The 13,888-nt window shown below is 55.8% G+C and carries 7 protein-coding genes; 2 read left to right on the top strand and 5 right to left on the bottom strand.

Annotated features, from left to right (window positions below):
* The first annotated feature begins 23 nt into the window (after positions 1 to 23).
* Entirely contained in the window at positions 24 to 1,103 is a 1,080-nt protein-coding gene (gene porQ, locus Q5H93_RS17910) for a type IX secretion system protein PorQ (RefSeq protein ID WP_305008003.1), read from the top strand.
* A gap of 186 nt (positions 1,104 to 1,289) precedes the next feature.
* Complete coding sequence (hslU, locus tag Q5H93_RS17915; RefSeq protein WP_305008004.1) at positions 1,290 to 2,693, top strand: ATP-dependent protease ATPase subunit HslU; 1,404 nt, start codon at positions 1,290 to 1,292, stop codon at positions 2,691 to 2,693.
* A gap of 67 nt (positions 2,694 to 2,760) precedes the next feature.
* On the opposite strand, the gene Q5H93_RS17920 is transcribed toward hslU, so the two are convergent.
* From Q5H93_RS17920 to Q5H93_RS17940, 5 genes are all read right to left on the bottom strand, one after another.
* Positions 2,761 to 3,429: a hypothetical protein gene (locus tag Q5H93_RS17920; RefSeq protein ID WP_305008005.1), complete on the bottom strand. Its 669-nt coding sequence runs from the start codon at positions 3,427 to 3,429 to the stop codon at positions 2,761 to 2,763.
* 30 nt (positions 3,430 to 3,459) lie between these two features.
* On the bottom strand, positions 3,460 to 5,226 hold the full coding sequence (locus Q5H93_RS17925; RefSeq protein WP_305008006.1) for a SusD/RagB family nutrient-binding outer membrane lipoprotein: 1,767 nt from the start codon (positions 5,224 to 5,226) through the stop codon (positions 3,460 to 3,462).
* 19 nt (positions 5,227 to 5,245) lie between these two features.
* Positions 5,246 to 8,527: a SusC/RagA family TonB-linked outer membrane protein gene (locus Q5H93_RS17930; protein WP_305008007.1), complete on the bottom strand. Its 3,282-nt coding sequence runs from the start codon at positions 8,525 to 8,527 to the stop codon at positions 5,246 to 5,248.
* A 416-nt stretch (positions 8,528 to 8,943) separates the two neighbouring features.
* Complete coding sequence (locus tag Q5H93_RS17935) at positions 8,944 to 10,392, bottom strand: RagB/SusD family nutrient uptake outer membrane protein (protein ID WP_305008008.1); 1,449 nt, start codon at positions 10,390 to 10,392, stop codon at positions 8,944 to 8,946.
* A 19-nt stretch (positions 10,393 to 10,411) separates the two neighbouring features.
* Complete coding sequence (locus tag Q5H93_RS17940; RefSeq protein WP_305008009.1) at positions 10,412 to 13,651, bottom strand: SusC/RagA family TonB-linked outer membrane protein; 3,240 nt, start codon at positions 13,649 to 13,651, stop codon at positions 10,412 to 10,414.
* Positions 13,652 to 13,888 lie beyond the last annotated feature (237 nt).

Genomic DNA, 13,888 nt, shown 5'->3' on the forward strand with positions numbered 1-13,888 from the left:
CGCCCGGCCGTATCTTTAACCGTATGAAGCAGCTTTTCGCACACCGGATTCTCGGCCTGGGTTTTTCACTGGCAATGATGACGACGCTGCCCGCCGCCGCGCAGCAGCTGGGCGGCAGCAAGGTGTTCCCCTTCCTCGATTTGCCCGCCAGCGCCCAGCAGGCCGCCCTCGGCGGCACTAACGTGTCGAACCGCAACGACGACCCGCTAATGCTCTTCGCCAACCCCGCCCTCGTCAACGCCGACATGGACGGCCGCTTGGCCATCAGCTACATCGCCTACGTCAGCCAGATGCGCCAAAGCACCGCCGCCTATGTCTTCAACACCCAGAAGCTCGGCCGCCTCGGCATCGGCGTCAACTACTTCAGCTACGGCGACCTCGAAAGCTACGACCCCGCCGGCAACAGCCTCGGCACCTTCAACCCCAACGAGTACACCCTCAGCGTCACCGACGCCTACACCAAAGGCAAATTCACCTACGGCGCCACCCTCAAGTTTGCCATGTCGAGCATTGCTGGCAGCCGCTCCACCGCCGGCGTCGTCGATGCCGGCGTCGTCTACAAGCACCCCACCGAAGACTTTACCGTGGGCCTGGCCGTGAAAAACGCCGGCTACCAGTTCTCGCCCTACCCCGGCACCTCCCGCGGCGACCTGCCCCTCGACGTGCAGCTCGGCGCCACCATCAAGCCCGCCCATATGCCGGTGCGCTTCTCCCTCACCGCCCACCACCTCCAGCAGTGGGACATCCAGTACATCGACCCCAACGCTCGCGGCTCCCTCGATGAAAACAACGAGGAAATCAAACAGAAGCGCAGCTTCGGTGACAACCTCGCCCGCCATTTCACCGCCAGCGCCGCCCTCCTTCTGGGCCAAAACCTCCACCTGCGCGTGGGCTACAACCACCTCCAGCGCCGCGAGCTCGCCCTGGTCAACACCAGCGGCAGCGCCGGCCTCAGCTTCGGCGCCATGCTCAAAATCGCCGGCTTCCAGCTCGATTACACCCACGCCGTATTGCAAGCCGCCGGCTCCAGCGAGTATTTCACGCTGGCGCGCAACCTCGATTCGCTCTTTAAAAAGAAAGCCGAGCAACCTGCGTCAAATTAGAACGTCAAAACAAAACGTCATCCTGAGCTGACCGAAGGGAAGCGAAAGGACCTCGCCCGCTTCGTTGGGATGGTAATTTCTTTTCGTTTTAACGATTAAAGTCACCACCACAGAGAAGCGGGCGAGGTCCTTTCGCTTCCCTTCGGTCAGCTCAGGATGACGTTCTTCTTACCATCCCATCCCCGAATGCTCAACGACTCCTTCCTCACCCCGGCCCAAATCGTGGCCGAGCTTGACAAATACATCATCGGCCAGCACGAAGCCAAGCGCTACGTGGCCATCGCCCTGCGCAACCGCTGGCGCCGCCTGCACGCTCCCGCCGCCATGCAGGCCGAAATCGTGCCCAACAATATCCTCATGATTGGGGCCACCGGCGTGGGCAAAACCGAAATTGCCCGCCGCCTCGCCCACCTCGCCGACGCCCCCTTCGTCAAAGTCGAAGCCAGCAAGTTCACCGAAGTCGGCTATGTCGGCCGCGACGTCGAAAGCATGGTCCGCGACCTCGCCGAGCAAAGCGTCAACCGCGTCAAAGCCCGCCGCCAGGAAGCCGTCAAAGCCCAAGCCGCCCAGGCCGTCGAAGAAATCATTCTCGACGCCCTCATCCCGCCCATCACCGCGCCGGCCGGCAGTAAGCCCGGCGTCGGCTTCGGCGGTGGGGGAGGGGACGAAGTGCCCACCGCCGACCACGAGCTCAACGAGCGCACCCGCGAGCGGTTCCGCGAGAAAATCCGCAACGGCGAAATGGACGAGCGCAAAATCGAAATCAATGTGCAGCAACCCGGCCCCAGCGTCGGCATCATGGGTGCCCCTGGCGGCATGGACGAGGCCTCACTCTCCGGCCTGCAGGACATGCTCGGCAACATGATGCCCAAGCGCAGCCGCAAGCGCAAAGTCACTGTGGCCGAAGCCCGCCGCCTCTTATTGGACGAAGAAGCCGCCAAGCTCATCGACATGGACGACGTCAGGGACGAAGCCATCCGCCAGGCCGAAAACGCCGGCATCATCTTCATCGATGAAATCGATAAAGTAGCCACCAGCGGCAGCGGCAAGAGCAGCGGCCCCGACGTGAGCCGCCAGGGCGTGCAGCGCGACCTGCTCCCCATCGTCGAAGGCTCCGCCGTCAACACCAAGTACGGCATCGTCAACACCGACCACATCCTCTTCATCGCCGCCGGCGCCTTCCACGTCGCCAAGCCCAGCGACCTCATACCCGAACTCCAGGGCCGCTTCCCCATCCGCGTCGAGCTCCAGAGCCTCACCAAGGCCGACTTCGTTCGCATCCTGCAGGACCCCAAAAACGCCCTCACCAAGCAATACCAGGCCCTGCTGCAAGCCGAAGATGTGGAGCTCACCTTCGACCCCGCCGCCCTCGACCGCGTCGCCGAAATTGCCTTCGAGGTAAATAGTGAAATCGAGAACATCGGTGCCCGCCGCCTGCACACCGTCATGAGCCGCCTGCTCAACGATTTGCTCTTCGACGTGCCCGACAAAATCGGTCCCCACGCTCACCTGCAAATCACCGCCGAGCTGGTAGACGAGCGGCTCAGCGACATGGTGAAAAACCGCGATTTGAGTCAATATATTTTGTGAGTCGACCGACCCCAAAACATAAAAAAAGCCCCAGCACCGCTGGGGCTTTTTATTCATCATACCCTGCCTAGTTGCGGACTACGATGGGTAGTGCGTAAGGAGCATTAGTCTGCGTACCCGTCACTACCTCGTAAGTTTTGAACGGGTCAGTCGAGCCCTGAAGCCTCGCGTTGATTTTATTCACTGGAGTCAAGATGATGTGGCGGCCATCTTCCAGCACGTACTCGAACGTAAACAGGATAGTGCTACCAGAGAAAACAGTATTGTTAGCGCTAGCCGTAGCACCCTTGATAGGACGAACAGTTCCCACTGTATCCGGGGGGGTAGGGGGGGTATAACTGAGCAGCCCTGTCAGGATTTCCTGGCTGTTGTATTCAACCGTAGTGGGGAAAGTAGGGTACTCACCAGCCAGAATACGAGGCCCTAATGAAGCGCCAGAGGTTGCCCGGTAGCTTTTGTACACCTGCACGGCCTTGATTTTCACGTCACGCTGGTCAGTGATGTTAATCGTGAATTTAATCTGAGGCCGTGTGGGGTTAGGCAAGTTAGCCAGCGCGTTATCACTGGCGCGGGTACGCTGAAGGTTCAGTACCGTGTCACTGTCAGTGGTGAGCGTAGGAAAGAACAAAGGTACGCTAACTACCGAAGGCTGGGGGTCTTTGTCCTCGTCTTTGCAGGAGGTAAACGCAGCCGAGGCCGATGCAAGTAGCAACAGCCCGATGAGTGCTTTTTTCATGGAATTTGCGGTATTGAGCATGGACATGGACTAGCGGTCCCAGAAGATACGGTAATTGTTGTCGGTCAGCGAATACGGAACCTGTGCCTTCGGAGCGTCCGGATTGGTGTTAGAAATCAGGTCGTCCAGCGGGTAGAAAAGGCGGCGCGGGAAAGGCTGGCCCGTGCCGACAGTTTGACCGTCCTGGTCATCGAACAGCCCCAGCGCAGTGTTTGCCTGCGAGGTTTCCGGTACGGGCAGCAATGGATAGTGCGTCCGGCGGAAGTCAGTGTACACGTCCAGTGTCATGCCGAAGCTGGCGATATACTTCTGCTCCATAATAGCCTGTAGCTTCTGCTCCTGCGTCGTGGCTTGGCCATTACGTGTGGTAAACAGGTCGTTATAGTAACCAGTGCGCGTTGTCGTCGTCGTCGTGCCATTGCGGGTGCGTGTGTAGCTACCACCAAACAACTCAGCACTAACCGAGTCATTCTGAGTGAATGAAGGGGCTCCCGTTCCAGTAGCCAAAGCGTTGACTTTAGCAAACGCCGCTTTAACACCTTCCAGATAAGCGGTCTGAGCGGCAGACTCATTATTCAATACCATCAGCTGCAACTCAGCCTCGGTAAATTTCTGAGTGAAATAGGTGATGAAGCGCTGAGTGCCTGCCCCTGAGGCCGAAGTGCCTGTGGCAAGACCAAACTTCCCATCATCGTAGCGCCCAGCATAAGGGTACAAGCCCGGCAGGGTACGGTCACCCGCGTTGCCAGCACTCGCTGCCGGACCACGGCTGCCTAAGCGAGTCGTGACGAAGCTAGGATTGTTTCTATCCTGGTAGTCGTACAGGGACGTGCTGTAGCTGGGGTTGCTTTGGCGGTAGAAGTAATACGGAATCCGCGGGTCAGCATAAGGAGTTGCAACAGGAGCTGCATATTCAAACCCATTACCGTACTTCATCAACAGATAGAAGTACCGCCCGATTTGATTTTCGCGACCACTATTTACGTAGTCAGAAAGGAAGCCGATATGACGATTTTCCGGCTGCGTCGAAGTCCCGTACTTCAACTCGAAATCGGAGTTAGAAGTCAGCAGTTGCTGGCCGAGTAGCGTACGTACAGAAGCACTGACATCGGTCGTTTTCCGAATCTGGTTGTAGAGCTTCAGCTTCAGCGACCGGCCCAAGGCCTGCCAGTTCTGCTTATTGCCTTTGTAAATGATGTCGCCACCAGTAGATGACGGCACGCTAGCATTAGGACGGTCTAGGTCAGCAATGCCTTCATCAATCAGACTGAAAAGACTTTGGATGCCCAACGACGCTTCGCCGTTGTAGATGTCAGCATCGCGGTCAAAGCGGGGAGCACGGTTGGCCACGCCTTTTAGCGCTTGCGAGTATGGGACGCTGCCAAAGGCGTCAACCAGTTGGCTGAACACGTAGGCCTTCTGAATTTTGGCAATGCCCACATAGCCCCACTGCTCAGCGGCCGTCGCCTGCGTAATTAGCTGCTCGTTGTTGGCCAGCATGTCGGAGTACAAACCATTCCAAGACGATTGGAATGAGTCGGACTCCTGCTGATAAGCACCAGTACCACGGCCATTAGACAGTTGCTGCACCAAAGCTGCGGCCGGTTGCCCCAAGCCCTGGATGTTGAAACCCAAGTGAGTGGACATTGCTAGCTGAACAACGGGTAGCAATTGTTGCGGCTCCGCTGCAGTAGGGTGAATCGGGTCGACGTTAACGTCGTAGAAGTCTTTGCAACCTGGGGCAGCCATTAATAAGCCCAGCGCTGCCAGATAAGGAGGAATATGACGAAATTTCATGGAAAGCGAAGATGCAGGATTAGAAGTTAACACGGAGGTTTACACCATATCGACGGGTCGTTGGAGCATTGGTGTATTCGAAGCCTTGCTGGTTGCTGGCGCCAAAGGTGCTGGTTTCGGGGTCAAAGTTGGTATACTTCGGAATGTTGGGCGAATACCAGTACAGGTTGCGAGCTGACAGCGAAATGTTAATCAAGCCGAAAGGAGTCTTGTTGAGCAGGTTCTTAGGCAGGTCATAGCCCAGCGTGATTTCGCGCAGACGAATAGTTGTAGCATCATACACCGACACTTCATCAACCGAGTTAACAGCTGCAGAACCAACACCGAAGTAGTAATCGTTCAACGAAATGGCCGTTGAGTTTTGCACGAAGCTGCTGGGGTTGTTCTGGTCGGTCAGCACTGGCAGGCGGGTCGTCGGGTCGCCGATAATGCCATCCATGATAACCAGACGTTCACGGTCTTCAGTGTCCTTGGTTACGCCACGGCCCAAGTACGACTGTATCGTGGTGGAATACAAATCACCGCCCTGGCGCCAGTCAATCAGCGTATTCAGGGTGAAATTTTTGTAGGTGAACTGGTTAATGAAGCTCAGCAGGAATTTGGGATTCGGGTTGCCAATGATGGTCGGGTTTGGGTCCTCAATCATACGGCCATCAGTCGGGTTGATGAGACGGTAGGTTTTACCATCAGGAGCAGTATAACGGGCGGCACGCGTGCCATAGAATACGCCATAATCCTGTCCAGGCTTCAGGATAGATTGAATACCACCCAAGAAGCCCGAGCCGAAAGAAAGCTGGTCGAGACCAGCCGTCAGGCTTTCGACTTTGTTTTTGTTGCGGGTGAAGTTAGCAGTGCTGCTCCAGCGGAAACCGCGCGTGTCTACGGGAATGGCGTTGAAAGCTACTTCGAAGCCTTTGTTAGATACCTCGCCGAAGTTAGTCGTCAGGCCACCGAAGCCCGTGGAGTAGGGCAGAGACACCGTAGCAATCTGGTCGGTCGAGCGACGGTCGTAATACGAAGCGCTAATCGAGATGCGGTTCTTGAAAAAGTTGAGGTCGGTGCCAACTTCCAGCTCATTCGTGAATTCCGGCGTCAGCGCAGGGTTGCCAATGGAGTTGTAAAGGCCGAGGCCAGTAACAGCAGTACTAGTTTGACCATTGTCAAAAGGGAACTCGTTACCCAGCTTCTGGCTGGGGTTGCCGAAGGCCGGGTTGATAATGTAACGCGTCGGACCAGCCGTGTAGGGGGGCGCATCGCGACCTACGCGTGCATAGGCGACGCGGGCCTTAGCTAGCGACAGCCAAGGGGCATCGAGCTTCAGGGCTTCGTTGACAACTATCGAACCGCTAATGCTCGGGTAGAAGAACGAGCGGCCACTTTGCCCAACTACTCCACCCTTATTCAACGTCGACGACCAGTCGTTACGGGCCGTGGCCGTAACGAAAGCCCAGTCTTGGTAACCTATCGTCAGGTCGCCCAGCACACCCATCAGGCGGCGTTTAAAGTAATCGTAGCCGTTGGTGTTTTTGTCGGTCGTGTTTTCGATGTTATCGATGCCGAATACCACGATGCCGCTACCTTGGTATGCGAGCCAGCTTTGCTGGCGCTGGTTAATGTTCTGACCAATCGAGGCGCGCAGGCTGATATCTTCAGTCAGGTTTTTGTTGAATGTCAAGAGCAGTGTCTGCTCCAATTCGGTGTTTTGTATGTTGTCCTCCAGTACGTTACCAACGCCACCATAGCCGATAGAGCCTGGACGTACCGTCGTACGACGGTTATCCGTATACGTATTGATACCACCAGTGTAGCTCAGGGTCAGCCAATCTTTGAAAGCGTAACTAAGGCTGGCGCTACCCGTCACGCGGTCTACCCGCGATACGTAGGTGTTGTTTTCGGTGCTCCAGATGGGGTTATCCACCGGGTTGTTGGCGCTAAGCCAGGCAAAATAGGATTGCTTGGTGACCGGGTCGATATAAGGCAGTCCCTGTAGGTCAAGGTTACGCGGCAGGAAGAGCGTACGAGCGAAAGCAGTTGCGTTGCCTACAGCATTGTTAGCACCCAGTTGGGGGCCCTGCTGGGCAGAGTTAGTGTAACCTACTGAACCCGAAACGGTGAATTTGTTGAACTTGCCCGAACCCCCGGCACTCACGTTGTTACGGGTGAAAAACGAGTTTGGAATAATGCCGCGGTTATCAGCGCGCGAAATAATGGTCGAGAACGTTGCATTGTCACCCGTGCCAGTCAGCGAGACAGAGTTTTCGAATACGTGACCTGTGTTGAAGAAGTCTTTTACGTTATTCGGGTAAGCTTGGTACGGAATAGTAGCCGTAATCGGAATACCCAGATTAACGTTGCCTGCCTGTGGGTGAGGCAATACCGTAGGAGCTTGGGCACTGCCGAACCGTGGTCCCCACGAGCCGTTAGCAACATACGGGCCAGTGAAGTTGGCGCCGTTACCGTACGAGTTCTGGTATTCGGGTAGAGCAGCAATCTTTTCGAAAGCATAGCCAGTGCTATAGCCAATCTGCACACCTTTGGCTCCGCGCTGGCCGCTGCCGGTTTTGGTCGTAATCACTACTACCCCGCCGGCAGCTCGCGAACCATAAAGAGCAGCAGCAGCAGCACCTTTCAGAATTTGGATGTCAGCAATGTTGTTGGGGTCGATATCGGCAGTACGACTGGAATAACCAGCGCCCCGTACCAGTGAACTCTCCGAGTCCGTCTGCGAGTTGTCGTATGGCACGCCATCCACAACAAATAGCGGCTGGTTATTGCCCAGCAGCGATGAGTTACCACGGATGGTGATACGCGACGAAGAACCGGGAATGCCACTCGAACTGGTGATAGCAACCCCCGGAACTTTACCCGAAATAGCGCGCAGAACGTCAGGCTCTGACTTCTGAACCACTTGGTCCGATTTAATTTCCGATGTAGCGTAGCCCAGTGCGCGCTTCTCGCGCGGTACCCCGAGGGCAGTTACTACTACCTCATTCAGCTGCTTGGTATCAACGTCCAAGCCAGCGTCAATCGTATTCGAGCCGCCGATGGGACGCTCTACAGTCACGTAGCCCAGATACTTGAATTGCAGCGTAGCCGCATCAGCTGGTACAGCAAGCGAATACTGGCCGTCGGCGTTGGTAGCAGTACCATTGGTGGTACCCTTCACAATAACGCTTACACCGGGCAAGCCTTCATTCGTTGATTTGTCGATGACGCGGCCCGAAACCGTACGGTTCTGGGCCCAGACGCGTCCGACTAGAGCCAGCATCAGCAGCAGACTCAACAGTAGGGGTCTTTTCATTGAAATTTAAAGATGGGTGATTGAAAAAAGAACTTAAAATGGGTGGAAATGGCAAATGGCGCTCCTAATGTAGGCGTGACCCGTCGGCCAAATTACGGCAAAAATTGTAAAAACCCGGCAGCAGCTAGCCTGGGCTAGAAGTAGCAGACACTTTAACAGATGCTTTTCACCGGGAAAATGCACACGAGTAGGATAAATTAAATTTCACCCAGGGCGTTGTTACAGCGCTTGCGAGGCGAGTCGTCGGGCATGATTTTAAATCCAGCATCGGAGAATGCTTTTTAATGCCAGTTATTCAGTTTGCCAAGGGTATTCTAGGTATGTATAATAAGTAATTTGAAATATGTATTTATGGTAAACTAAAAAAATCCCCGTTCGATTTTTCGGACGGGGATTTTTTTTAGTTGGCAAACAGCTTAATAACCAGGGTTTGGAACCAGGTTAGGGTCTTGCTGTAGGTCAATCAGCGGGATGGGGAAAACAGCCTTGTCTTCGCCGTAATTTACCCGCGGCGGGTTCCGGCGGTAACGCAGCAAGTCGTAGTAGCGATGGCCTTCAAAAGCCAATTCAAGACGGCGCTCAAGCAGGATAGCATCAATCAACGCTTGTTTATCCGCAAAATCCGTTGCGGCATAAGCTGGAGCAGCAGTAGGGTTTGAGCGGTCACGTACTTGGTTAAGCAGCGTGATGGCATCACCGCTTACACCGGCATCGAGCTGCGCCAGCGCTTCGGCGCGGTTGAGCAACACTTCGGCATAACGCGAAATGGGAGCGTAGTCGAACGAAGAGTTAGAGTACTTCAAGGTATATACCCGCTCGGTTGCCGCTGGGATATTGCCCTCTGAAGTCAGCAGTTCCGTGCGGCGAAGGTCGGTTGCTGGAAACAGGCTGGCGTCAATGCGGGCGTAGGGAGTTACCCAAATATCGGCTCGGTTGTCAGGGCCATAGTGTTGGCCTAGGGCGTTGTTCGTATTGGGGTTGTCAGCCGTATTGTGCGCCACCGAGAAAATAGACTCTGTGTTGCTGTTGTACGAGCCATCGGTGAATGGCGTAGCGGGGCTGGCTTCAAGCGAGTGGCGACCACCATTGATAATCTCGGCAGCACTAGCCGCGGCGGCGGTATAGTTACCTTGGTATAGGTATACCCGTGACAGCAGGGCCCGTGAGGCGTCTTTGGTAGCGCGGCCAACCCGGGCAAAGTCGTCGGTAGAGGTTTCGGGCAGGCCCGCAATCGACTCCGTCAGGTCTTTGATGATTTGGGTGTATACCTCTGCTACCGAAGAGCGAGCCAGTTGCTGCTCAGGCGCAAAGGCCTGCACTACATCGGCAGATGCCTTCAGCGGCATGGGAAGGCCAGGGTGAGAAGCATTGGCCGTAAAATTATACGGCTGTGCATACAGGTTCAATAGGTGGAAGTACGTGAGGGCGCGGATGTACTTGCCTTCAGCGATATACTGGGCTTCCAGAGCTGCCGTGGTCTTGCCGGTGTTCTCCGCCAGACGGTCTAGGAAGTAGTTTACCCCGAAAATGGTACGGTAACCTCCTGTCCAGGCGTCACGGGCATAGGCGTTGTTGGCCAGAAGCGCAGCCGGGTCGGCCACCGTGTTGAAATAAGGCGACAGCGCAGTGTCGTCGCTGCGAACGTCACCATAGATGAGGGCGCGACCACCCAGAAATTCCAGATTCTGTAGCCCGTCGTACATGCCGACAGCCGATTTGCCAATGCGGTCAGCATCACCAAACGCTTGGTCGGGCGTTAGGGCAATCGGGGGGTCCTGAGTAATGACTTCACAGGCCGAGATGCTGCCAAGCAGCATCGTGCCCAGTAAAAGCCGCTTCAGTAGGTTAGAAGAATAGGTTGACATGATGAAGTTGTTGTCTAAGTTAAATACCTACGTTGATGCCGAAAGTAAAGCTGCGCGGCTGCGGTACCGAGCGGTTGTCGATGCCATAGCCAATGCTGCTGGCACCGTAGCCGAGGGCGTCGGTTACCGAGTTACGGTTCGAGTTTACTTCCGGGTCGGTGCCTTTGTAGCCCGTGAAGGTATACAGGTTCTGTACCAAGCCGTAGATGCGGAGGCTGTAGAGGCCCAGGCGGCTGCTCAGCGCCTGGGGTAGGTTGTAACCGAGGCTTACCTGACGCAGACGCAGGAAGTCGCCTTTTTCCAGCCAGCGCGTCGAAGCCTGAGTCGATACGTTGTCGCGCAACACCAGTTTCGGAACGTCAGTGTTCTGGCCGGGAGCGGTCCAGCGGTCCTTAATTTCCTCAATGTTGTTGTTGAGGTAATTGGTCATCAGGCCTGCGCGCGTCGAGTTGTAGATGTAGTTGCCACCGCTGTACTGCATGAAGATGCCCAACTCAACACCTTTGAAGGAGAAGGTGTTGTCGAAGCCACCAAACCAGGTTGGATAGCCGGATTTGTCGCCCTGATATTTGTAATCGGCCGTGCCGATGGCCGTGGTCGGCTCGCCAGCTGCGTTCAGCCAGCGACCAGCCGTAGTGGTGCCATTGGCGGAGTAGGCGGCGTCATACTGCTTGATGCTGCCATCGGCGGCATAGAATTGGGCGTTGCCGTTAGCTGGGTTAACCCCAGCCCACTCAGGCAGGTAGTAAACCGACAGCGGACGGTCGACGCTGGCGCGCTGCACCCCGGCGATGATATCGTTGGGCGTAGCCAGGGCCGTTACCCGGTTGCGAATCCAGGTGGCGTTGAAGTTGGTGTTCCACTGGAAGCCGTTCTCCAGACGCAGGGTCTGGGTGTTGATGCTGAGCTCGACACCGCGGTTGTACATCTCACCCACGTTGCGGTTAACCGACGAGTTGGGCAAGCCTAGGAAGCGCAGGGTAGGAGCTGCCAGCAGCAGGCCGCTGATTTGGTTGTTGAAGTAGTCAACGGTCATCGAGATGCGGTTGTTGAAAAACGCCACATCAAGGCCGACGTCAAGCTTCTTCGACGTTTCCCATTCCAGGCCGGAGTTGCCCACCTGGCTTAGGCTGAAACCGTTAACATTGGCGTATTGGCCACCGCCAATCAGGGTGCCGGAAGCGTACGCGCCGTAACCATTCGAGGCGTTGCCACCCAGATTAGAGTTACCTACTTGGCCGTAGCTGGCGCGCAGCTTCAGGTCCGACAGACGGTTAGCCGTGTTGAGGTTTTTCAGGAAGCTTTCTTCCGAAATACGCCAGCCGATGGAGCCGCCGGGGAAGATGCCGTACTGATTGTCGGTACCAAATACCGACGAGCCATCGCGACGGATGGTGAACGAGGCGTAGTAGCGGTTGGCGAAGTTATAGTTGGCCCGGGCGAAGTACGAGGCAAAGCCCCGGGCAAAGCGCGTACCGCCGCCCGACAGCTCGGAAGCAAACAGGCCGTCCAGAATTTCCTTGAATTTGGGGTCGGCGAAGTCAGCAGCAGGCGTGTAGGTCTGACGCTCTTGCTCCTCTTGGTATTCCAGACCAACCGTCAGGTTGACGTTGTGGCTTTCGCCGAAGGTCTTATCGTAGTTGGCGTAGTTCTGCCAGTTCCACTGCGTACGCTCTAGGTCGTTGTCCTGCACCAAGCCGGTGCCCGGCCCGAAAGCCCGGCCCAGACCCGAAATTACTGGGCTGCTGTACTGGTGCTCGAAGTTGCGCATGTAGTCGATGCCATAGCGCGAAGTCAGGCTCAGGCCTGGCAGCGGCAGCGCGGTCAGATACCCGTTGGCGATGGTGCGCTGCGAGGTGTTGTCGTTGCGCTGCAGGTCGAGTACCGCACGAGGGTGGTTGTAGTTGTTGAGGATGTAAGAAATATTGTTGCCTCCATTGCCCAGGTTGCCAGCGGTGTTCAGGTAATACGAGCCGTTGGCATTGTACACCGGTACGTTCGGTGGAGCATTGTAGCCGGATACGGTGGCACCTGCAAGGTAGCCGTCCGTCAGTACCCCGTTGTTCAGGGCGCGCGCATAGCTGGCGCTGATGCCGCTTTTCAGCCAGGTTTTGGGGGTTACGTCCAGGTTGAGTCGGAACGAGCCCCGACGCAGACGGTTGTTGCTGATAATGCCTTTCTGGTCAGTCCAGTCGCCGGCACCGTAGTAGGTGGCTTTATCGTTACCACCCGACATCGAGAGCTGGTAGTTCTGCATCGAACCGGTGCGGAAAATCTCCTTGGTCCAATCGGTTTCTACCCGGTCGGGCTGGCCGTCGCCATTCAGGTCGGGGTAGCCGGCAATAGTAGCCGGAATAGCCGTGTTACCAACCCCGCCGCTGTTGCCACCGGCACGGGAGTTGGCAGCCTTTTCATTGTTGATGGCAATGAAATCATCGGCACCAAGTAAATCCGGCGTACGTACCGGGTTCTGGAAACCAATGTAAGAGTTGAAGTTGATGCGGTTCTGGCCGTTGCGGCCCCGCTTGGTGGTGATGAGCAGTACGCCGCTGGCAGCGCGCGAACCGTAGATGGCGGCAGCCGAAGCATCCTTCAGCACTTCCACGCTCTGAATGTCATTAGGGTTGATGTCAGCTAGAGGATTATAGCGCGTACCGTTGCCGCTGTTGAAAACGTTGGCATTGTCGCGGGTGTTAATCGGCACACCGTCTACTACGACGAGCGGTTGTGAGCTGCCGCTGATGGAGTTGGCCCCACGGATACGGATGGCGGTCTGGTCGGCCAGTGCGCCGCCCGAGGTGTTAATCTGCACCCCGGCCACGCGGCCGGTCAGGGCCTGGTCGAAGCTCTGCACCGGTTGGAGTAGCAGCTTTTCTTCCTTTACCTGTCCAATGGAACCTGTGATGTCTTTCACATCCTGCGAGCCACCGTAACCGGTAACGACTACCTCGTTCAACTGACGCGAATCAGTGGCCAGCGCAATGGTCATTACCCCATCAGTAATGGCTTGGACGATACTAGTGTATCCTACCGAGCGAACATCCAGCTCAGTAGCCGTCGCCGGTACGGTGAGCGAAAACGAACCATCGGCCCCGGCTGCCGTGCCGATGCTGGTGCCTCTTACCAGAATGGTTGCCCCGGGCAACCCTTCGTTAGTGGTCCGGTCTAGTACCCGGCCCGATACGGTTCTGTCCTGCGCTACGGCCTGCTGCAACAGCACCGTAATCAGAAACAGAATCATGAATAGGGATTTTTTCATTAGAAAAAAAATTTGGTGAGTGAAAATGGGAAAAAGTAGTGGAGAATTAGATGAAGGTGGCAAGTATAGGGCAAAAAAGCCGATTCAGTTATTATGCAAGCCGACAAAATTGAATAATCCTTAAAAAGGAAAAAAGAAAAGTTGTACAGTTCAAAAAAGAACAACTTTTGGTGGCCGCAAGCGGAGGTCAACCCGTACGCCTTTTTCAGTGAAACAACCGAAAAGTAAACAAAAAAT

This window comes from Hymenobacter aranciens (assembly GCF_030580865.1).
Lineage (GTDB): Bacteria > Bacteroidota > Bacteroidia > Cytophagales > Hymenobacteraceae > Hymenobacter > Hymenobacter aranciens.